The sequence below is a fragment of the Cytobacillus sp. IB215316 genome (assembly GCF_033963865.1).
Classification (GTDB): Bacteria; Bacillota; Bacilli; order Bacillales; family SM2101; genus Nanhaiella; species Nanhaiella sioensis.
The window spans coordinates 128,722-151,608 of the sequence record NZ_JAXBMC010000008.1 but is presented as its reverse complement, the minus strand read 5'-3'; the positions used below and the strand labels follow the sequence as shown (position 1 = coordinate 151,608).

The window sequence follows — 22,887 nt, the reverse complement described above, 5'->3', positions numbered from 1 at the left end:
GAGGTATTATTCTCCCCACGGTTAAATGGAACGGGCTGTATACTTGTGTTTGTTGGCATAAAGTGGGAGACAGTTAAAGGGAAAGGCGACCCGTTTCATGCCTGAAGTGATCGCAGAATAGAATGATATATATATGGTATTAATTGTTTAGGAGATCATAAAAGGAGGTCGTAATTTGAGTAAACTAAGAATAGCTAAGGAGTTCTTACATGTTTCGTTGGATTTATATACTTATCAGGATTATTTGGTCAAGTTGAATCTGAGGTCATTGCATGGGGATTTTTTATTGCGCTCTTAGGTGGCTCAAGTATTTTTATTGAGCTGCAGGAGGATAAGTCAAAACGCTTAAAAGTCATTAGTAGCTTCATTTTACACATGATTGCTTTTCTTCAATTATTGCCAATTTATCTTTGGTTTTCGTACTATGGAAGTAGCATATCTGACGGTACACCATCAACCAGCTTTGTTGCTCACTATTTATTTGCGGTTCCTCACATAGCTACGATCATTTTATGTTTGCTAAGCTTGTATCCACTGACAAAAGTAAAGAAAACATAATCTGTGCTTATAAGACTAAAGTCGTATATAATGATCAATCTAATTAATGAAAGCTACTTATAATTCCTATGCTATAATTTACCTATTCTGTTGAGAGTAGGAAAAGCAAGGTGGTTTATATGAATAAACGTTTTTATGCATTGCTTATAAGTCAAACGTCTACGAACTTGGGTTTCTCATTGTATACAATGGCTGTTGTTATGACAATATTCAAGGAGACAGGTTCAACTACATTATCTGCGTTGGTTACAATACTGAGTCTAGCTTCAAGGTTAATTAGTGCATTTTTGCTACCATCAATTTCTGATAAATTTGCATTAAGATCGATCCTTATATTTGCTCAAAGTATCCAACTGCCATTCATTATTGTATTAGCAGTGCTATTAGTCCAAGAATATACAATGCCGATTATGTTGTTACTATTTAGTACTTTGACAGTGGTTTCTTTTTTTAATGGTTGGTTTGGACCGATTAAATCTACCCTCGTACGTTCTGCAGTAGCAGAAGACAATAGAGTACGTGCAAATAGTTTACTAGCTACTGTAGATCAAACATTTTTATTAGCTGGATGGTCGATTGGTGGCATACTACTTCAGTTTGTTGGGTTATATGTAACATTAGGCTTAACATTTTTGTTGATTTTATTATCCCTATGTTCACTAGCGACAATCAACATACAAGCTGTCATGAACGATACGAAACGTGAGCCCTTTGTTGTCCGTATAACAGAGGGATGGAAATACTTATTTAAGCATCAAGGCTTAAGGGTTATTGTTACGATGGATTTAATTGAGGCATGGGTTGGAACTATTTGGCTTGGCCCAATTACTATTGCTTACGCCTATGAAGTATTAAATAAAGGAGAAGCATGGTGGGGGTATATTAATAGTGGTTATTATTTAGGTGCAATCATTGGTGGGATACTTATATATAAACTATCTACAATGATGCAAGGTAACTTAACGATCTTTATGATAACTGGGGCGTTTTTATTTGGGATGCTGACCTTCACGTATGGTTTAATTACAAATGCTTATTTAGCGCTGCTATTAGTTGTATTAATGGGACCAGCTTATCAAATGCGTGATATGGCACAGGTAACAATGACTCAAAATAGTGCTGACGAAAGAACGTTAACGAAGGTCATGGCTGCGAAATCTACACTTATACAATTTATTTCTATTGTCTCTATGTTAGGAATAAGTCTATTTGCAGACTGGATTGGTGTGAAATATGTGTATATTTTTGCTGGAATCTTGTTAATTAGTTCTGCTCTGTACGGTTTTATACATTTGTACATCCTTAAAAAGGGTGTAGTGTTAGAAAAAGAATTAGAACAACCTTTGTAATAAAGATATTTTCATATGTGTATGTATAAGATATTACTATTAAAATTATTACGGCTCTCGTCACAGAATTAATGGTTATTGTATAAGATAACAATACAATTTTTTTACAATTGTCGTCGTAAAGAAATGAGTAGATGTCACTAAACTGTAATTGTATGAACGTTGTTTTACTTAGTAAGAAAAGGCTCTTATCGTGAACTTTTATGCTTTTTTACTCACATTTGAGTAACTGGTGCGTATCACATGATTTTTGTAATCTAGAGAAAGAAAAGCCGTCCGAACGTTAATTATATTTGTGTTAGCTCTTACTGTGGAAAACATCTTAAGAAAAACAACAATCAGAGTAACACTGTAAATAAAAGTAGCACGAAATTCAATGTTCTTAGTGAAAAAGAACAACAAGCTCTCAAGAGAAAACAAGCAGTAAAGGGAATGCAAGGAACGATCATCGTCCTTATAAAAGGCGCTAAATTGCTACGAATGGTAGTTAAACAGTCGAACTAATAAATGGATGAAATTTACACTTATATATGCTATATTATAATTGGATAGATGATATTATTAAAAATGAAAGCAGACTATAGGTGCTTGAACACCAACAGTCTGCTCATACAATAGTTTTCCCCTCAAAGGGGAAGGCAGCGGATGATATAATCCACCCTTCTTTGCCGACAAGCTCAAGGGTGGTTATTTCTTGTTATCGAAAGACAGTATCGCGATGATGAGAATCCCAAAAGAGACCATTAAGCTCACCGCTTCATATACCGTCAAGGCATCACCCCCTCTCCAATACGGAATGACGGGTTCAGCCTTCACACCCTTGAGTACCAACTATTGTATTACTTCCATTATAACACTATTATGTAATAAATTATAAAAATATTTGATATATAGATTGCAAGTTAGCTTATTGTTTTCTTATTCGGAATTAATTACTGAACAACAAAAGTAAGGTCGTTCAGTAGATAAGATATGAATGAATCAACATCCGATATGGATTCCACATGATAATCTAGAATTTACTATACTACTTTTTAAGAATATAATAGAAGAAGATTTTAATGAGGCAGGTGTAATAGATGAAATTTTTTCATACAGCTGATTGGCACTTAGGTAAATTAGTTCATGGTGTTTATATGACTGAAGATCAAGAATATGTGCTAAATCAATTAATTGAAGCAGTTGATCAAGAACGACCAGATGCTGTAATTATAGCTGGTGATGTCTATGATCGTGCTGTGCCTCCGACAGAAGCAGTTCAACTGTTAGATGAAATATTAAGAAGAATTATAATAGATTTACAAACCCCAGTTTTAGTAATTGCAGGGAATCATGATAGCCCTGGTAGACTTCATTTTGCAAGCAGTGTGTTGAAAGCAGCTGGACTACATATTGTCGGGCACCTTTCTGAAAAGGTAGAACCAGTTATTATAAGAGATGATTTCGGTGAAGTTCATTTCCATTTAGTACCTTATGCTGAACCTGGCGTTGTCAAACACTTGTTAAAAAATGAAGAGATACGAAGCCACGATGATGCTATGGAAGCCATAGTAACTCAAATAATTGAACAAATGGATAATACCGTCAGGCATGTATTTATTGGACATCATTTTGTCACACCAAAAGGTGAAAAAGAAGAAAATACAAGTGATTCGGAGCGACCACTAGCAATTGGTGGAGCTGAGCAAGTAAATGCAAGTTATTTTTCACATTTTCATTACAGTGCTTTTGGTCATTTACACCAAGCACACAAAGTTGGAAATGATAAAATCAGGTATGCAGGATCACCATTAAAATACTCGATTTCTGAAGAGACACATAACAAAGGTTTTTACATCGTCGAGATGGATGATGTAGGTAATACATCGATAGAAAAGAGATTATTTTCTCCTCGACGTGATATGCGAACGATAGAAGGGTATATGAAGGATATCCAATTACATGATAAAAATGAAGATTATGTGTTTGTTAGATTGCTAGATGATCATCCTGTACTATTTCCGATGGAAAAAATTCGTGCTGTTTACCCTAATGCTATGCATATTGAGCAAAAGAAAAATAACCCAAATATGCCAGAGGGTGCGCAGAAAAAAAATAATCAACGGACACAAATGGACGAGTTATCACTTTTTAAAGCTTTTTATACAGACGTTAAAGGTACTGAAGTGAAGCAAGATACGGAAGATTTGTTTCGGGATGTACTACAGCAAATTCTCCGAGGGGAAGGAGAACGGACATGAAGCCAATTACTTTAACGATAAGCGCATTTGGTCCATATAAGGATAGAGAAGTAATTGATTTTACTAAATTAGGTGAGCAAAGGTTGTTTGTTATTTCCGGAAGTACAGGAGCAGGTAAGACAACGATCTTTGATGCTATATGTTTTGCTTTATATGGAGAGGCAAGTGGGCAAGAACGTCAAGATACGAAAATGTTACGAAGTCATTTTGCAGATGATGATACACATACTGCAGTAGAGTTAGTGTTTTCGCTAAGGGGTAAGAAATTTCGTATCCTTCGACAGCTATCACATGTCAAGGAAGGTAACAAGACACCAACAGGTGAGCGTTATGAATTATATGAGCAATTGACTAATGGTGAAGAAATTCCATGTGTAGATCGTTTCAAAGTTACTGACATAAATAACAGGCTTGAACAAATCATCGGCTTAACGAGAGACCAGTTTCGTCAAATTGTTATGCTACCACAAGGAGAGTTCCGTAAATTATTAACATCAGAAACAGAAAATAAAGAAGAAATACTTAGACGCATTTTTAAAACTGATTCGTTTAAACGGATAGCTGATCGATTAAGAGAGATGAAAAAAGAAATTGAGCTAACATATATGAACAAGTTGAATGAACGAAGCTTATATTTTGATCAGCTAAAAGGGTTATTGCGCGATCGTGACGGGTCTAAACTAACTGAACTTCTAAAAGAAGAGCATAATAATACACATCAAATTCTATCAGCACTTGATCAAGAGATTGATGAATTTGACGAGGAATCAAAATCACTGTTGCAAAAGCAAAGGATGGAACAAAAAAAATATGATGAAACCTATGAGCTACTACACCGTGGCAAAGTAGTCAATGAACGTTTGGATTTGCTTAACACAAAAAAATCAGAGCTCTCAAATCTATTAGGTCAAGAGCAAAAAATAAAGTTAAAAGTGGATGAATTAGAGCTTGCTACTCAAGCTGAACAGCTCCAAGTTTTTGAACAACAAGTAAATATGGTAAAGCTAGAAGTTCGCGATAAGGAGAATGAGCTTATAGCTGTTACAAAGAAGTTAGAGAGCACGAAACAAATTTTCGATCAAGTGAAAAAAGTTTATGAGCAGGAGCAAGAAAAAGAAGGTTTACGTGAAGCTTTATCAATAGAATTAAACCGTCTTCACGATTTAATACCTACTGTACAAGAACTTGATGCTAAACAACAATTAGTAAGCGGATTGAGTCGTGAGCTAAAACATTTAAGCAGCCAGCTTAATGAACTTAAAAATCAACATAAAACAAATTCTCTTAAAAAAACGGAACTCTTTGAACAAATTCGAACGCTTGAATCGAAGGTTGAGTCTCTGCCTGACAAACATAAACAATTGTTGTATTTAAGAGAGCAATCTAAGGCTGTCAATGAATATCTCCAGCTCGTTTTACAAGGTAAACAGGCATATAATAAAATGACACAGAGCTTTAAAAAGTATGAATACGTTAACCAAGTTTATAGTCAATTGGAAAAGCAGTGGATAGATGGACAAGCTAGTTTACTAGCTTTAAGGTTACAACCAGAAGAACCGTGCCCTGTTTGTGGTAGTATTGATCATCCAAATAAAGCGTTTTTAAGTGAAGATATGACTACAAAAGAACAGCTTGGATCGCATAAAAAAGAAAAAAATTTATGTGAAACAACGTATTTGAATGCAAAAGCAGTTTATGAAAGCTTACGTATACAGCTTGAAGAGAAAAAAGAACAAATTGAGCATTATGGGTTTTCTATAGATCAATTGCAAGAACAATATGATCAATTAGTGATTCAAGGAAAACTACTAAAAGCTGAAGTACAGCAATTAGATCAGGACCAAAAAATTGTAGCTAAATATAAAAAAGAATACGCTAAGCTTGAGATTTCTCTTCAACAAGAAGAAGAGGAAAGGACACAAGTTGAACAGCGATATCAAGAAGTTACGATAAAATACGGTACAGAGGAAGAGCTTTTACAACAAAATATAACAAAAGTGAGTGAGGAGCTTCGTTCTGTAGATAAGCTTCAAGCGACAATAACGAAAGTTACTAACGAAAAGAATCATCTCATGCATAAGTGGAAAGCGGTCCAAGACCAATTTAAACAAGCCAATGAAAATGTTGTAACAGCTAACGTAAATGTGGTAAATGTAACGGATCAGTTAGCAAAAGCAAAAACAAAGCTTGAAAAAACTGAACAAACATTTTACACTGAATTACGTCTAGCAAATTTTGAGAATGATCAAGAATATTTGAGTGCAAAGCGTAATAAGGAAGCTATGAAGAAATTAAAGGGCGAAATCGAAAGCTTCCATGTGGCACTAAATACTACAAGAAAGCAAGTCGAAGAGCTCGACAAGGAGCTTGTAGGAAAAGAACGAAGTAACGTAGAGATACTAGAACAACGTGTTATGGAGTTAAAAGAACAAACTGAATTAGTGAGAAAATCTTTGCAAACATCAGAATATTACAAGATGGAGGCACAGAAGTTAAAGCAATTAATTGTTGAATCGAGTGAAGCGGAACAAAATGCTGAACAAGAACTAGGGCTGATGAGTGATCTATATAACGTTGTTCGTGGAGATAATGAAAAGAAAATCTCATTTGAAAGATACTTACAGATTGAATTTTTAGAGCAAATCATTCTTGCTGCCAATGAGAGATTAAAGCAACTCTCATATGGGCAATATTACCTTGTTCGTAGTGAACGTTTAGAAAAACGAGGTAAACAAAGTGGGTTAGGGTTAGATGTTTATGATACTTACACGGGACAAAAGCGAGATGTGAAATCCTTATCAGGTGGAGAAAAATTTAATGCGTCATTATGTTTAGCATTAGGTATGACTGACGTTATTCAATCTTACGAAGGTGGAATTTCAATCGAAACGATGTTTATTGACGAGGGCTTTGGATCACTTGATGAAGAGGCACTTCATAAAGCTATCGATACACTCGTTGAATTACAACAAACCGGGCGTATGATCGGTGTCATATCGCACGTCCAAGAATTAAAAAATGCCATGCCCGCAATATTAGAAGTTACAAAAACAAAAGAAGGCTACAGCAAAACTCGGGGCCTGACCACTGCTACGTTATTGCGTTAACGTGTCGAGGGTCTCGTTTCCGAAAAGGAGAGAGAGAAATTGACAGTTGAAAAAATTATAGAGGTTGGTTCACAGATAGAGTTGCAAGCTGTGGATTTATTGAAACCTTGGCAAACAGTGATTGTATTAGTCATTATCTTATTATTGTATATTGCATTATTAGCTGGCTCTAGCCGTGTAAAAAGAATAAAGAGCCATATGATCATAGGTGCTGTACTTGTGGTCGCCTTATCAGTTGTACACTTTTTTGATTATGAAAAAGCGCTTGCCAATGATGAAGAATTTCCTGGAAGAATGGAAGATTGGGAGCAAGAGTACGTCTTACCTTATATTAATAATTTAGAGGTGCTTACCCAAGAAATTGAAGAGATTCAATATAGTGAAGAACTTGTTGTAAAAGCCGAGGAAGAGGAAGAGATTATCGATAAATATAGACGGTACTACACTCAAGAGGTTGCTGGTGAGGTACAACCTGTAAGGTTCTATTATGTTGATAACGAATTAAAGGAAGATAAAGTAGGTGGAGGATTTTATAGAGTAGTTGTTGAAGAAGATCTTGAAAAGCCATACTTCACATATCAACAATTAGAACGAGGCTTCCCACACGGATTTAATAAGACAATGTATAATGTTGAAATACATGTTGGTCCTGATCACATAAAAAAATAACTAGTAATGTAAGCTTTGTTGATATTGAGACTAATTTAGCAGAGCCATTATTATTTTTGATAGATAAATATAAAATATAAACAAATAAAAAAACTCGCCTATAGGTGAGTTTTTTTTATTTGTTCACATGAAATTTAATTTTGTGCATATAAAATAATAATTTTTTAGTTTTAAATATCCATTTATATATATATTCTCCACAGTCGACTTTTTCTACTAGGGTTGGCAATTTATTTTTTTTAATAAATAAATTTTGGAATATTATGTTATACTTTTCCTTGGAATACAAAATTAGGGGGATATGGAAAATGGAACAACAACCAAAACAAAGAAAACGATTCTATAAAAAATGGTGGGTTTGGATTATCGCGATTGCTATTATTGCATTGGCTGTCAATGGAATGGGGGATGAAAAAGCAGATACGGGAGAACAAGAAGCCAGCCCTTCTGTTGCTGAAGTGGCAAACGAGGAATCTAAAGTTGAGGAAACAGAGAAAGAGGAAGAAACCGTAGAAGATGATGTTGAGGAAGAAACCGTAGAAGATGATGTTCCTGTAGAATACAAATCTGCTTTGAAAAAGGCTGAATCTTACGCAAAAACGATGAATATGTCTAAAATTGCTATTTTCGATCAATTAACTTCAGAATTTGGTGAACAATTTTCTGAGGAAGCTGCGACGTATGCAATGGATAATTTAGAATATGAATGGAAAGAAAATGCTTTAAAGAAAGCGGAATCCTATTCGGAAACTATGTATATGTCAAAGCAAGGGATATACGAACAACTGACGTCTGAACATGGTGAAAAATTCACTGAGGATGAAGCCCAATATGCAATTGATAATTTAATGGCTGATTATAATAAAAATGCTTTGGAAAAAGCGAAAAGTTACCAGGAAACAATGAGCATGTCACCTGAAGCGATAAGAGACCAATTGGTGTCTGAGTATGGTGAAAAATTCACACAAGAAGAAGCCGATTACGCGATTGAAAATTTAGGTAATTAAAACAGAGGAAATTAATCGGTTTTTAGTAAATTGTACAGTAAATAATATATTGAGAATTCAAAGATTGATGACCGAACATCTGTTATTTTTTATAGCAGGTGTGCGGTTCTTTTTTTTGCGAATGTATGTATCGCAAAGATACTGTTGGTAGGGTTGGTGTCTATTGATAGTTCTAAATAATGTAGAGTAAATGATCCGATTTCACCAGTGACGTTCGATAATCTATCTTCTTCTTTAATTTAATGCAATTGACTTTATTTTAATTGAGAAAACATGCCACGAATACTTGATTTATACGTATTTATCTCATAGTTCGAATAACAACAATCAATGCGAAAACAGCCTAAAAAAAACATAAGCTGAGGAACGGTTTGTGTTTTTATTATCCAAAAAGAGGGGATTTCAGGCATTAGATAATAGAATACTTCTTATTATTTAATGGGAACCATACCTCATATAAGTTATCAATTAATAATATTTAACACGATCTATTACTCCAATGTGTAAAATCTCCTTATTTTCATCATCTGTTATCCACCTACTAGATTAAGAACTAAATCAGTTATAAGTTATAACAATATGAGGAGAAATTAAAATATATAATAGGATCAATATGATCAATGCACCCATAATAAAACTAATCCTTGCAAAGGTCTTACTTTCTTTGTTGATTATAGGGTATAAAACTATCAATAAAGTCCCAAGTCCAAGCGGTAATAAGGCTAACATTATAGATGCCTCCTCCTTAGATAAATAAAAAGCTATTTTACCATTTTTTAGAATGATATTTTCAGACAATAATACTTATTATCAAAATTGCGTGCTTTACTATCGGAACAACATGTTTACTATCCAAACAAGGTACTTTACTATCGGAACAACCATGTTGACTATCCAAACTAGTTGCTTTACTGTCGAAACAACCATGATTACTATCCAAACAAGGTACTTTGCTGTCGAAAAACCATGATTACTATCCAAACTAGGTACTTTATTATCGGAACAACCGTGTTTACTAACCAAACAAGGTACTTTCCTATCGAAACAATCATATTTACTATCCAAACAAGGTACTTTCCAATCGAAACAACCATATTTACTATCCAAACAAGGTACTTTACTATCGAAACAACCATGATTACTATCCAAACAAGGTACTTTACTATCCAAACAAGGTATTTTACTATCGAAACAACCATGATTACTATCCAAACAAGGTACATTACTATCGGAACAACCATGATTACTATCCAAACAAGGTACATTACTATCGGAACAACCATGATTACTATCCAAACAAGGTACATTACTATCGGAACAACCATGATTACTATCCAAACAAGGTACATTACTATCGGAACAACCATGATTACTATCCAAACAAGGTACTTTCCAATCGAAACAACCATGATTACTATCCAAACTAGATGCTTGACTGCCGTTACTACTATGAATACTGTTCAAACAGAGTATCTTACTGTCCCACTCGGGCGCTTGTCAGTACATCAATATATTTATTAAAACCTCTCCGATTCTATTCTCCAAGCTGATAACAGATCATTTCCTCACTAAAATGGGCTTATACAGTCAAAAATCGAATTTGTTGAAATATATCGAATTTTGTATGATTTAGTCAAATGATTAATCCCTCATTACTAAAGTTGTTATTCTCTCTATTAATCTATCAAACTTTACCGAGTTGTATTATTTAATTTAAGGAGGTGATTAATAGCTATACTTCACAATTAGTTTTTCTTCTTAATTCGAGGCTGTTTTCGCATTGATTGTTGTTATTGACTATGAAATAAATGCGTTTATACCTAGCTTCGTGGCATCTTTCTTATTTTTAATAAGTCATATAAAAAAATTATTTGTTTCTACCCTAAATGAGTCTCAATAGCCAAAAGTTTACGAAAAGAGCCTATGTTAATGCCTTTAGACCAAAATAATTGAAAAGATGGTGAGGTTATGAAAAGTATAGTAAGCAGTTCGACTAAATATTCGATAAACATCATTTTTTTCCTGTTATTATTTGTTTGTATTCCTTCAAATGTATTCGGTGCTGTAGATGATGAAAGTGAAGAGCTAGTAGCACCTCCAGGATATGAAGTAATTGATAGAGGTACATATCAATTATATTTACCTGATGATTCTGCAGCATCTGGATCTATTTCGAAATCGCTAAAAACAGATACTACTAATGTAGAAGAGGTAGGAGAAAGGGGAAACAGCAACGGTTATGTGGAACCAGAATTAATTGTTCCTGCGCTTGATGACAACGAGGCTTTTCCATTCGACACATATGAAAATCGAACAATATTTCATGGAATTGAACCATTTGAATATATCCCGATAAATTTTATCGTTGATCCTGGTTATAATGATCATTATTACAATGCGGAATATTATGAAAAGCTTGCAGGCGAGTCATTAAGTGTTCTAAATAATGCGTTAGATAAATATGATCCAAATATTGACACATTCAGAGCAATATATAGCCCTGATAATGGGTTGTTAAATTCTGTTTTTCCTGTCGGTACTCCTAGAGAAATTACTTTATTATTGGACAAAAACTCATATTTTGCTGAGGGATTGACATTAGATGTAGAGGAATGGTGGGAGAGAGCTGCATATGGAAATGAGAAAACAGGTGGACCTGCTACGGCTAGTTTTCAAAGATCTTATGGGTTGACTGAGTCACAGCAGGAAATGGCAACACTTACTCATGGGTTTGGCTTAGGTATTTCAACTGAATTTACTAGCAAAGCTTTTGCAGTAGAATTTAAAGTAGGCGTGAGTTTAAATTATAATTACTCTGATTCAAGAAGCTATGCGTTTTCTAGAACGATAAATGAGGCTAATACAGAAACTTTTACTAAGCCTTTTGGAACAATAGCTGGTGCAAATCCATATAAATGGGCAGTTTATAACTTAGTTACACAATCTAAAGTTAATTTTACGCAAGCCAATCATTTTCATGAACTTAGCAAAGCGTTTGAAAATGACTTAGACGATTATGGCCTTAGACCTGATAAAAATTCTTATGTTATCAAAATGATCAATAAAGGCTACGCAACGATGGAAGTACCAATTTATCCAGAAGATTCTCTTTTAGAAGTACCATCAAACGTACGTGTAGATTCATCATTTGCTGACTTGACGACAACTTTGTCTTGGGATCAAACTTCTGACCCGAATGTAGACGGCTTTATCGTATATAAAAATGATAGTATCGCAGCACTCATTCAAGACCCAACTGTTACGAGCTGGTTAGACGTGAATGTAGAGCCAGAAAAAAATAATGTTTATTGGATCAAGTCTTATCATGAAGATACCCTTTTTGATAACAGAACATTATATAAAACTGTATCACGTCCAAGTAATGAAGTTTTTGGGAAAGTCGAATTAACAGCCGCATCGTTAAGGGATATTGTTCAAACAAGCTGTTCTATTCCTTTTTCTTGGGAAGATGATCAACTACCAGCTGGAGAGAGAACATATTATAGAGTATATATTGGTAATCCTGACACAGGCGGTGAAGAAGTAGGGGCATTTGAAGGCACAGATGCTTCAGTGAATATTTCTGCTGAATTATACGATGTATTAGTTGAAAATAACAACGTAGATTTTTATATTGTGAAGGAAGTTTTATATAATGATAAATTAATTAAATCACCAGCTTCTAAAATAGCTAATAACTTTTCTGTAACAGAAACTGCATTTCTTTTTACTAAAACAGGATTTAACGGGGAGTGTGTTGCAGTCAGTAAAGGTCAAAAAATATCTGATGTGAGTTCATTAGATTTTCCGAATAATAGCCTATCATCTATATTAGTAAGAGGAGATGTATATGTTACACTACACAAAGATAAAAGTTATGGTGGTTTAACTCAAACGATATTTGGCAATGCGACTTTCCGTGACTTAGATTCAAAGGAAATTGGCGCTAATACGGTTTCATCTCTAGAGGTGCAAGAAAAGAAAGATGGTGTTTATCTATTTACAGGATCGCAGTATATGGGTGACATGCTATTTAAATCTAGAAATAATGATGGTATATCCTCATTTGATGATATTCAAGCAGGTATCGGCTTTCCAAATGATGATTTATCTTCAGTGAAGGTTGTTGGACCGTATGCGCTAATAACCTATCAATATAAAGGCTATGATGGTGAAGTTTCTTGGTTTAATGATGGCGGTGACAAAACATTAGATGATAGAGATATAGGTGATAATCGAGCATCTGCCATCAAAATAGTAAAAGGTGAAGGTGTTCACTTCTTTAAAGATAAAAACTTCAAAGGAGAACACAATAGATATAATAATTGGTTATTGTGTGGATTAATTACTAAGGATGGGTGTGAAGGTGGTTTTCCTAATGATGCATTAAGTTCAGTCCTCGTTATAGGAGATTGGGCTGCTGTATTATATGAACATATGAATTATGAGGGAAGTATGTCTTCATATAAAGATGGATCAAAGTGGCTATCTGGTTCAAATGTTGGCAAAAACCAAGTTTCTTCATTTATGATATTGCCAAAAGGAGTTTATTTATTTAAAGATAAAAACTATAATCCACTAAATACGTATAAAAGGATTACTAAAATCGGGGCTTATTCCACGACAGAGGAAGTTGGAATTACGGAAGGCTCATTATCCTCCATATATATTGTCGGTGATTACAAAGCGACTTTGTATACAAGAACTAATTTTGGGGGAACAAGTCAATTATTTACAGTGAGTGATAAAGACCTAAGTGATAATCCAGTTGGAAACAATAATGTAAAATCTCTTACAGTCGAGGAGAAATAATAACATAAAACTCAATACACGTTGAGGTACAGACCAATATGGATTTTATGAAGCAGCAGTTCAACTTACTCAAGTTGTAAAGAAACAATTACAAAATATCCATGCTATAAGGAATCTAGTAAAATAGCAATTTAGTAGAACAACCCTAGTTTATATAAGGTAAATTGAGTCTCAACAGTCTGGCGCTAATCTGTAACAAGGATTAGTGCTTTTTTTCATTTTAGGGCCATATTGTGGAGTAAAGCTTATTGGGCTAATGGATAGATCACTTCAATAAATATTTTTGCTTGAGGAAAAAAAGACATAAATCATGTCAAAAGTATCGACATAATTTATGTCTTTTGTTACTATTGACTTAAATTACGTCAAGGAGTGAAGAAAATGAGTGTAAAGAACACTAAAACCGTTCGTTACATCGAACCATCGCAACGTGCTGGTATGAGGTTCATCCAACAGGGATATGAGGGTAGTATCATCATGCTGAACCTGCTGCGTTTTCGTGATATTGCCGATTACACAGCTAATCCTGAACTATCATCGGAGGTCCCAATTAGCGGTGCTGAAGCTTTCAACCGCTATATTGAGCACACGCTCCCATTTCTCCGTGAAAGTGGGGGAGAAGTCATGTTTCTTGGTAATAGCGGAGAGTTTCTTATCGGTCCAGAAGACGAAAGGTGGGATCTTGTCATGCTAATCCGCCAGAACAGCGTGCAGTCGTTTCTTGCTTTTTCAAGTCATCAAGACTACCTTGCCGGTATTGGACATCGGACTGCAGCAATCGAAGATTCGCGCCTTCTGCCCATGACAGAACTTCCGATACCGATTTAGTTAAAGGAATATGCACACTTCAGATAAATGTCAATTAACCCAAAATTATAACGGATTGTGGGTTAGTTGACGTTTAATTTTCTGGAATTTCAGCTTTCTAGATGTTTTTCATGTAAGAACCGATTGTATTCTTTTACAGCAAAACTATTAGGAACATATTTTTGTGCTAACTCGTTATGCACCTTTGCTTTTGAATAGTCTTCTAAATATATATAACAAGCACATAATTTTAGGTGAGGAATCCATGTGTAACATGATTCTTGAAAAATGGGAAACCCACAATCTTCTAATTGAGGAATTTCATTAGTTGTCGCTATTTTATACCAACTGATGGCTTGGTGAATGTCGTTCTTTAACTGAAAGCTTGTTGCTAACCTGCAACATATTTCAGCTTTTGGAGAATCAACCTTAAAAGAGCCTAAACAATACTCAATCGCTTTGTCATAATTTTTAAGGTTAATATAAGTATCAGCAATCTTCCATATAGCATAACACTTAAATTCTTTATCCTGATTTGTTATAGCAAGAATGGTTTCATACAAATGAATGGCTTGCTCATAGTATTTATGATCCAAGCATTTATTAGCATAATGTAAAATATCTCTCGGAGATAACGTTGTCCCTTTGGCTATGGCTTTCTCATATATTCTAATATTTCGATCGATTTCCTTCGTTCTCTTGTATGCTTTATAGTAATATCTATTTTTAATACTTTACCAGAAACCTCAATTACTTTATTAACATATCCACGCCATTTGAAATTAAATTGGCTTTTCAATATAGATTACGATAGGTTGTTACCATAGGGGTTTCATTTGAGCTACATTGGTTTACCATCATGAGAGAATCGAGGTTAGGCTCAACAACAAAAAATACTACTTATTTGCGTGTAGTTTTTATTGCAAGAAATGTCAAAACCTATTATAATTTAAATTGAAATTCAATATTTAGTAGTATAATTAAGTTGATAATACAATATTTTGTTATCTAGTAAAAAAGGTGTCGAAAAATCGACGTATAGATGTTCCGGAAATATAGAACATCTCCATGTAGGGAATTTGGTGAAAATCCAAAACTGTACCCGCAACTGTAAGTGCTGATGAAATAAGCGAAACCACTGTGAAGTACGATTTCATGGGAAGGGGCTTAAAGTAAAGCGAAGCACAAGTCAGGAGACCTGCCTTTTTTATGTAGTGCTATTTTCTTCGGGAGTTGGGAGGATAGGACGAGGAGAAGAAAAATCATTCAAACATTTTTTTGTTGAATGACTATTCTTAAAAGGGTGATAATTCTCTCTTTTATATATCCATCGTTCTGTTCGCTCATCTTACTAAGGATGAGCTTTTTTATATTTTAGGATGAACAGGGTCTAGCTCTGCCTTCTAACCCATTGAGTCACTTCACAATATACCTAGCATGTGTAATGATTTCATTGCATGTTGGAGGCAGGCGAGATTCATACGCATTTTTATTAAAAGGGGATGGAAAGAATGCAAAAGGTATTAGTTGAGTATCAGCAGCTGGCTGATGGTACGTCTGAAATGGTTTTAGATTATGTTCAAAAAATAGCTGATAGATTTCCTCATTTATCATTTGATGAATATCGAGAGAAAATAATGCTGGCTCTTGAGAATAAAGATGAATGGTATATTGACCAACTTACCAACATGTTAATATTATCTGCACTGGAAAGGATTACATCGTTAGAGCCTGATTGGACTTTCTTTGCTGCAAATATATATCTTGATTCACTTTATCAAAAAGCAGCTGAAAATAGAGGTGAGTCGTCAGGTTATCACTATGGTTCATTTTATCAATTGCTATTAAAGCTGACGGAGATGGGAATTTATAGTCCGAAATTACTCTCACAATATTCAAGAGAAGAAATTGATATATTAGCAGACATTATCGTACCAGAGCGGGATCAATATTTTACATATATAGGTTTATTAACATTATCGGATCGTTATTTGGCAAAATCTCATCAAGGAGAAGTATTTGAGTTACCACAAGAGCGGTTTCTCATCATTGCAATGACATTGATGATGAACGAAAATAAGGAAAATAGATTAGCGCTTATTAAGGAATCGTATTGGGCACTCTCTAATTTGTATATGACGGTTGCAACACCAACACTTGCTAACGCAGGAAAAAGCTATGGCCAGCTATCAAGTTGTTTTATAGATACAGTTGATGATAGCTTGCAAGGGATATATGATTCGAATACAGACATCGCGAATTTATCTAAAAATGGTGGAGGGATAGGTGTTTATTTAGGGAAAATTAGAGCGAGAGGTAGTGACATAAAGGGTTTTAAAGGAGTTTCATCAGGGGTTATACCTTGGATGAAGCAGTTAAACAATACGGCAGTGTCTGTTGACCAGCTTGGCCAAAGGCAAGGAGCGATTTCAGTTTATTTAGATGTATGGCATAAGGATATATTGTCGTTTCTTGATACGAGATTAAATAATGGAGATGAAAGACTTCGTACACATGATCTATTCACCGGAGTGTGTATACCTGATGTATTTATGGAGGTTGTTGAAAAACGTGGTGAGTGGTATCTTTTTGACCCACACGAAGTAAGAAAAACAATGGGCTTTTCATTAGAGGATTATTTTGATGAGGAGCGTGGCAAAGGGTCTTTTAGAGATAAATATTGGGAATGCGTCAACAATCCGATCCTTTCAAAAGAAACTGTAGCGGCGATAGATATTTTCAAAGCTATTATGATTTCACAGTTAGAAACAGGAACACCATATATGTTCTACCGAGATACAGCAAATAGAGCAAACCCAAACAGACATAAAGGGATGATTTTTTGTAGTAATCTATGTACAGAAATTATGCAAAATATGAGTCCCACAGTTGTTGTTGAACAAATGGTAGATGATGGTCAAATCATTACTGTGAAAGAGCCTGGGGATTTTGTCGTTTGTAATTTATCATCAATCTCTTTAGCTAAAGCAGTTCAGGATGATGTCCTTAACCGGTTAATTAAAATACAAGTTCGTATGCTTGATAATGTAATAGATTTAAATGCAATTCCTGTATTACAAGCTGAAATAACAAATGAAAAATATAGAGGGATTGGATTAGGTACATTTGGGTGGCACCATTTATTAGCATTAAAAGGTATAGCGTGGGAAAGTGATGAAGCTGTCGCTTATTGTGATGAACTGTATGAACAAATTGCGTTCGAAACAATTCAAGCTAGCATGGAATTGGCTAAGGAAAAAACACCCTATCCTGCATTTTACGGCTCAGATTGGGAATCAGGAGCATATTTCGAATACAGAAAATATCATTCAAAACAATGGAATGAGTTAAAAGGAAATGTTAAGAAGCACGGTATTCGAAACGGGTATTTGCTTGCAGTAGCACCTAATTCATCAACTTCGATCATTGCAGGGTCTACAGCAAGTATTGACCCGATATTTAGAAAAGAATACTCTGAAGAGAAAAAGAACTATAAAATACCAGTTACTGCACCAGATTTGACATCTTACACAAACTGGTATTACAAGTCGGTTTATACTATTGACCAAAAGTGGAGTATTATGCAAAATGCGAAACGACAGCGGCATATCGACCAATCAATTTCATTTAATATTTACGTTCGGAATGACGTAAAGGCTAAAGAATTATTGGAGCTTCATACACTTGCTTGGCGAAACGAATTAAAAACAACCTATTATGTACGTTCAACATCAACTGCTGACATTGAAGATTGCGATAGCTGTCATAGTTAAAAGAGGGGGATAATGATGATTACAATTGCCAAACGAGAGCTCATGGATGCACAAGCACCAAACTGTTCAACAAGTATGATCAACGGGGCAAGTTCAAATATATTAAACTGGGATGACGTCCGTTTTCCTTGGGCATACCCAAAATACAAAGTAATGTTAGCAAACTTCTGGACACCGTTTGAAATTAATATGGGAAAGGATATAAAACAATTTCCACAGCTCTCTCAAGTTGAGCAGGATGCGTTTTTGAAAATCATTGGATTATTAGCTCTTTTAGATAGCATTCAATCTGACTATGCAAGTAAGGTTGCTGACTATATTACAGATTCTTCTGTCAATGCACTCATGATTATGCTAGCTCAACAGGAGGTCATTCACAACCACTCGTATTCCTATGTTTTATCAAGCATTGTACCAAAAAAAATTCAAGATGAAGTGTTTGAATATTGGCGTACAGAACATACGTTACGAAAACGTAATGACTTTATCACGAATGGATATAAAGATTTTACTGAACAACCATCCATCGAAAACTTTTTGCACTCTATTATATATGATGTGATATTAGAAGGCTTGTTTTTCTATAGTGGCTTTGCTTTCTTTTATAATTTAGCACGAAATCAAAAAATGGTTGCAACATCAACGATGATTAATTATATAAATAGAGATGAACAAATCCATGTAGGTCTATTTGAAAAAATATATAAAGAAGTTTTGAAAGAAAACCCTGAGTATAACACCCCAGAACTAGAGCAGTATGCAATTGCTGCCTTCCGGAAGGCAGCAGAATTAGAAATTGAATGGGGTCGTGAAATAATAGGTAATAAAATGGATGGAATTGTGTTTGAGGAATTGGAGCAATACATTCAATATATGGCCAATAAACGTTGTCATCAATTAGGGCATGGTAGAAATGTTTTTCCTCATGCACCGATAAAAAATCCATTGCGATGGATTATCGCTTACCAAGAAGTCGATTTAGGTAAAACAGACTTTTTTGAACAAAAATCTCGTCAATATACAAAAGCATCAGACGTGAATGGTTTTGATGATTTGTAAGGTATCCCTAAGTGAAACTTTTCTATCCTAGCCTTTTAGAGGGCATTCAAAATGGAATATAACTAAATAGGGTATACTGTCCCTCGTCGATGGTTAAGATCCCCGCTTCTATAGGTGGAATCAGTGAATTTTGGTGGAGTAGGATCTTCACCTGATTCACTGATATTCAAGTTTACTTAAATGTGGAAACAGGATAGGGAGAGATTATTTCGACAACACCAATTACACATACATCTGAAACGGGCGGTATCATGCACAAATATATTTCAACACATTACCTTCCGTCACGTCTTAACTTCAAACTTTTTTTACATATAAAAAAGGACACCAATCCCATAGTTTACCTTTACCAACAAGACACCATAAAACCCTAAGAATCGTGTTGTCATAATATTTGTCATTTTTTGTCGGTTGAACTACACAAAATCCTCCTAATTTAGTTTGCAAATGGTACCATTATTGATACATTTAGGCTAAGAAAAAAAAGGAAGGTTGTTCAATTTTCTCCAGGGATAAAGTCTATCAAATTGCTAAGTTGTATGAACGTGGGTTCGAAATATTAATGAGAGAATGATTGTATTTTGAAGCATATAAAATGAGATTAATTGAGGTATTGAAGATATAGTTAACGCTGATAAATTAACTCAGGATACTACAATTTAGATGCTGTCATGTGAAGGACTAAAAAACTTAAAAGTGAAGAAATGAAGAAGACCTTGAACTCTTCCTTAGCATATTTTTATGAATGGGTGGTTATTATGAACTTTATTTACTCTTTAATTATCACTACGATATTATTATTCGGGTGTAGTGGTGGAGATGGAGGTGAAGTGAGCAATATTCTAACAGTTCACATAGATAATGCAGTAGAGTATGATGGTAACCTTGTATTTAACTATGGAGGAAATACATATACCATAGTTGGCAAAGTTAAAGCTGATATTCAATCTGTTGGTAAATACTTTAATGTCGTTATAATTAACGGTAAGCCGGAACTTACTAACTAAAAACAAGATGAATAAACTCCAATATATTTTGTAAGGTTATATGGATTAAGGGAAAAAGCAGGAGAGTACTTAGAACATTCAAATCAGTAAATAATAGTTTTAAATATTAATTCTGTACGTAATTATTAATATCATACATATTTTAGAAGTGGGAAAAAGCATCTCAATAATAGAGGTGCTTTTTATTTAGAGAACTATAAGATTCTTTCAGAACTTAGAATCCTTGTGTGTACGTGTGACTTCAAAATTATTTAGTAACAGAAGAGGAAATTCATTACCGGTTTTCATAAAAGCATAAAAAATACTGGGATGTTGGTCACGTATGTATAGAACAAAACAACAACAACGTAAGTTCCATGATAGTGACGATTTGAAAGAGATTAGAGAAGAAGTGAAGTAACGAGACAGCTACGAGTACCAAGGATGTAAAAGGAATGGCACTGTAATGATTAATACAAATGAGTATATTAAGAAAAGAAAATAATAGATAAGGAGTGTTCAAGAAATGTTTTTTGTACCTTTGCCACCTATAAGTGAGAGAGTATAATTATGATTCTGTGTTAGCATTAATTGCTAATAATTATTGGATAAATGGTATGCTACCATTAGATGGACAATTCAATTCATCTAAAGGAGATTTTTTATGACCAGAGGAAAATTAATCGGTTATCTTTTAGCTATGTTTATTGCTGGAATGACAGTAATGGCCTTGATTGCTAATTTTAATCCATTAAAAAAATTTAATGAATTTGACTATGCAATGGAGAAACTCGAACGGATAGATATTCGAAACACTCAAAGTCAATTGGAAGATGATTCGGAGATCTTGGACATTAAATATATTGCTGATAGTTATTTTTATATCGAGACTGAAAAATCTCAACATATTGTTAGATTGAGCAGAGCAATTGACGATGAAAAACCACAACAACAAGGAATTTTTTATGAATTCTATCCATTTAAGTCAACTAGAGCGACGGCTAGTACCAGAATGGGAGTGTTAGAAAACTTACCTGTATTGGATTGGGTATTAAAAGTTCCAGACACTTATTATAAAGGAATTGAAATTTATAGAAATAAAAACAACTTACCTGAATGATGCTTTATATAGAGCATCTTTCTTCAAATTTTCTTTGACAGACTCTTTCATCAATAAAAGTTTTTTGATGCGTTTTTCCTAATAAATGTATCACTTCTAAGTTGTTAGAGTATTCTTCTACTGCATTATCATCATTTGTAGAAGGTAAGTTACACTAACTTCTTTCATTAATTTCCCCTAAGCAATTGTACACATCTTTTTTTTCAATGCTGTGCACTCACATTGATCTCTATGGTTTTCATTATAAAACTATAATTTTATTTTTTTTCAACAATTTCTTTAGTTTGCGAAACTACAGTTTCATAGCTATATAATTCAATGGGATCTTCAATTGAAATAGAATAGAATGTATTACCATCAGCTAAAAAAGATTCTATATCAATACTTTCGTACGTAAATCCTAGTTTCTTAAACGTGTTTAAAATGTTAAAAGCTTCTTTGCTAAAAGCCTCTTTAGAAACAAAGTAAGTATCTGGTGCATGAGGTTTTATGGTAAGGCTAATACCAATAGTTTCAACTCCAGAGTATATATCCTTAGTAAGGTATTTATTCTTAGGAAGTGTAACATGTGAGCTCATTTCTTCTATGGAAATATTTATATTTTGATTCAGCATTACCTTGAACATTTTATTTATCAATTCACTTTGACTCTTTTCGATTCGATAGTGGTAATCATCGCTTCCTTCATCTCTTCTGTCCTTTTTATTTATAACATTGACAATATGTTCATTTAAAATTGAATTATAATGAACACCTGAAATTTCTAGATCACCGTTATAGGTTTCGTTAATGTAGATCATAGCATTATTCTTAGCGGTGAAATGCTCTAAAGGAGTTCCATAAATTGAACTGTGCATCATTATGGATAAGGTTGCAAAGATAATGCTGAAAAGAAATAAAATAATATACTTAGTTTTTCGATAATTTTCATTAAACTTTTTAATACACACGCCTAATAAGTAGGCAGCACAAATTTCTATAATGCTGTTAAATAAAATGAAGATATTAATATCAGTAGCTTCTGTGGCACTTATTATAAAATACACAATTAAAGTGGTGGACAGCATCCACCATATCTTGTATCCAACAAAATATAAACTAAATGCTAGAAGTAATGTAATAGGCAAAGTAGCTAGTAGACCACGATCTAAAACTGTGTAACTAATTATAATAGCCGTTAGTAAAGTTCCACCAACATCCCTGAATTGACGAACAATATTTGTTGTGTGCATTAGGCATCCTCCATGTCAAATAGTAGGTTTTCTCTATTCTTAACATTATCATATTTTATAAGGAATAATTTTCAATATTTAGTTCAATATGTGATCAGGCTTTCTCATTAATTAAATATAAGGACATAAAATAATAATAAAAAAAAGTGCGCATAGTAATATTACTAG

15 protein-coding genes and 1 riboswitch are annotated in these 22,887 nt (G+C 34.1%); of the genes, 11 read left to right on the top strand and 4 right to left on the bottom strand.

Going from position 1 to position 22,887, the window contains the following annotated elements; all coding sequences use genetic code 11:
* The first annotated feature begins 677 nt into the window (after positions 1-677).
* Positions 678-1,907 carry an MFS transporter gene (locus tag SLH48_RS14150; RefSeq protein ID WP_320258706.1) on the top strand — a complete coding sequence of 410 codons (1,230 nt, stop codon included), beginning with the start codon at positions 678-680 and terminating at the stop codon, positions 1,905-1,907.
* A gap of 687 nt (positions 1,908-2,594) precedes the next feature.
* On the opposite strand, the gene SLH48_RS22525 is transcribed toward SLH48_RS14150, so the two are convergent.
* Complete coding sequence (locus SLH48_RS22525) at positions 2,595-2,723, bottom strand: putative holin-like toxin (protein ID WP_410629484.1); 129 nt, start codon at positions 2,721-2,723, stop codon at positions 2,595-2,597.
* 263 nt (positions 2,724-2,986) lie between these two features.
* Here SLH48_RS22525 and SLH48_RS14145 point away from each other — a divergent pair, with 263 nt between their 5' ends.
* The 4 genes from SLH48_RS14145 (at position 2,987) to SLH48_RS14130 (ending at position 8,930) form a co-directional block, all read left to right on the top strand.
* The gene (locus tag SLH48_RS14145; protein ID WP_320258705.1) at positions 2,987-4,147 is read left to right on the top strand and encodes an exonuclease SbcCD subunit D; all 1,161 of its coding nucleotides are present in this window, start codon (positions 2,987-2,989) and stop codon (positions 4,145-4,147) included.
* Entirely contained in the window at positions 4,144-7,254 is a 3,111-nt protein-coding gene (locus SLH48_RS14140; protein ID WP_320258704.1) for an AAA family ATPase, read from the top strand. Before SLH48_RS14145 ends, SLH48_RS14140 begins: the two co-directional genes overlap by 4 nt.
* 39 nt (positions 7,255-7,293) lie before the next feature.
* Entirely contained in the window at positions 7,294-7,923 is a 630-nt protein-coding gene (locus SLH48_RS14135) for a hypothetical protein (RefSeq protein ID WP_320258703.1), read from the top strand.
* A gap of 308 nt (positions 7,924-8,231) precedes the next feature.
* On the top strand, positions 8,232-8,930 hold the full coding sequence (locus tag SLH48_RS14130; RefSeq protein WP_320258702.1) for an Ltp family lipoprotein: 699 nt from the start codon (positions 8,232-8,234) through the stop codon (positions 8,928-8,930).
* 932 nt (positions 8,931-9,862) lie between these two features.
* Here the strand turns inward: SLH48_RS14130 and SLH48_RS14125 are convergent.
* On the bottom strand, positions 9,863-10,339 hold the full coding sequence (locus SLH48_RS14125; protein WP_320258701.1) for a hypothetical protein: 477 nt from the start codon (positions 10,337-10,339) through the stop codon (positions 9,863-9,865).
* 559 nt (positions 10,340-10,898) lie between these two features.
* On the opposite strand from SLH48_RS14125, the gene SLH48_RS14120 reads away from it, so the two are divergent.
* Positions 10,899-13,742: a hypothetical protein gene (locus SLH48_RS14120; RefSeq protein WP_320258700.1), complete on the top strand. Its 2,844-nt coding sequence runs from the start codon at positions 10,899-10,901 to the stop codon at positions 13,740-13,742.
* Between the two features lie 381 nt (positions 13,743-14,123).
* Positions 14,124-14,570: a DUF1330 domain-containing protein gene (locus SLH48_RS14115; RefSeq protein WP_320258699.1), complete on the top strand. Its 447-nt coding sequence runs from the start codon at positions 14,124-14,126 to the stop codon at positions 14,568-14,570.
* Positions 14,571-14,659: 89 nt separating this feature from the next.
* On the opposite strand, the gene SLH48_RS14110 is transcribed toward SLH48_RS14115, so the two are convergent.
* Positions 14,660-15,145: a tetratricopeptide repeat protein gene (locus SLH48_RS14110; RefSeq protein WP_320258698.1), complete on the bottom strand. Its 486-nt coding sequence runs from the start codon at positions 15,143-15,145 to the stop codon at positions 14,660-14,662.
* A 405-nt stretch (positions 15,146-15,550) separates the two neighbouring features.
* A riboswitch (cobalamin riboswitch) is annotated at positions 15,551-15,770 on the top strand.
* 281 nt (positions 15,771-16,051) lie between these two features.
* Between SLH48_RS14110 and SLH48_RS14105 the strand changes: the two genes are divergently transcribed.
* The 4 genes from SLH48_RS14105 to SLH48_RS14085 all read left to right on the top strand — a co-directional run bounded on the left by SLH48_RS14105 (position 16,052) and on the right by SLH48_RS14085 (position 21,487).
* Positions 16,052-18,322 (top strand): ribonucleoside-diphosphate reductase subunit alpha, encoded by a 2,271-nt coding sequence (locus tag SLH48_RS14105; RefSeq protein WP_320258697.1) that lies wholly within the window; start codon positions 16,052-16,054, stop codon positions 18,320-18,322.
* 12 nt (positions 18,323-18,334) lie between these two features.
* A complete protein-coding gene (locus tag SLH48_RS14100) occupies positions 18,335-19,381 on the top strand; it encodes a ribonucleotide-diphosphate reductase subunit beta (protein WP_320258696.1) in 1,047 nt (348 codons plus the stop codon).
* 758 nt (positions 19,382-20,139) lie between these two features.
* On the top strand, positions 20,140-20,388 hold the full coding sequence (locus SLH48_RS14095) for a hypothetical protein (protein WP_320258695.1): 249 nt from the start codon (positions 20,140-20,142) through the stop codon (positions 20,386-20,388).
* Between the two features lie 643 nt (positions 20,389-21,031).
* On the top strand, positions 21,032-21,487 hold the full coding sequence (locus SLH48_RS14085) for a hypothetical protein (protein WP_320258694.1): 456 nt from the start codon (positions 21,032-21,034) through the stop codon (positions 21,485-21,487).
* 257 nt (positions 21,488-21,744) lie between these two features.
* Here SLH48_RS14085 and SLH48_RS14080 read toward each other — a convergent pair whose 3' ends face one another.
* Entirely contained in the window at positions 21,745-22,719 is a 975-nt protein-coding gene (locus SLH48_RS14080; protein WP_320258693.1) for a hypothetical protein, read from the bottom strand.
* Positions 22,720-22,887: the final 168 nt, after the last annotated feature.

Bases quoted from the DNA above. Each gene is read 5' to 3' on its own strand.
- SLH48_RS14080 (WP_320258693.1), bottom strand. From the start codon at position 22,719: ATGCACACAACAAATATTGTTCGTCAATTCAGGGATGTTGGTGGAACT.
- SLH48_RS14125 (WP_320258701.1), bottom strand. From the start codon at position 10,339: ATGGTTGTTTCGATTGGAAAGTACCTTGTTTGGATAGTAATCATGGTT.
- SLH48_RS14105 (WP_320258697.1), top strand. From the start codon at position 16,052: ATGGAAAGAATGCAAAAGGTATTAGTTGAGTATCAGCAGCTGGCTGAT.
- SLH48_RS14140 (WP_320258704.1), top strand. From the start codon at position 4,144: ATGAAGCCAATTACTTTAACGATAAGCGCATTTGGTCCATATAAGGAT.
- SLH48_RS14130 (WP_320258702.1), top strand. From the start codon at position 8,232: ATGGAACAACAACCAAAACAAAGAAAACGATTCTATAAAAAATGGTGG.
- SLH48_RS14150 (WP_320258706.1), top strand. From the start codon at position 678: ATGAATAAACGTTTTTATGCATTGCTTATAAGTCAAACGTCTACGAAC.
- SLH48_RS14095 (WP_320258695.1), top strand. From the start codon at position 20,140: ATGAACTTTATTTACTCTTTAATTATCACTACGATATTATTATTCGGG.
- SLH48_RS14100 (WP_320258696.1), top strand. From the start codon at position 18,335: ATGATGATTACAATTGCCAAACGAGAGCTCATGGATGCACAAGCACCA.
- SLH48_RS14120 (WP_320258700.1), top strand. From the start codon at position 10,899: ATGAAAAGTATAGTAAGCAGTTCGACTAAATATTCGATAAACATCATT.
- SLH48_RS14115 (WP_320258699.1), top strand. From the start codon at position 14,124: ATGAGTGTAAAGAACACTAAAACCGTTCGTTACATCGAACCATCGCAA.
- SLH48_RS14085 (WP_320258694.1), top strand. From the start codon at position 21,032: ATGACCAGAGGAAAATTAATCGGTTATCTTTTAGCTATGTTTATTGCT.
- SLH48_RS14145 (WP_320258705.1), top strand. From the start codon at position 2,987: ATGAAATTTTTTCATACAGCTGATTGGCACTTAGGTAAATTAGTTCAT.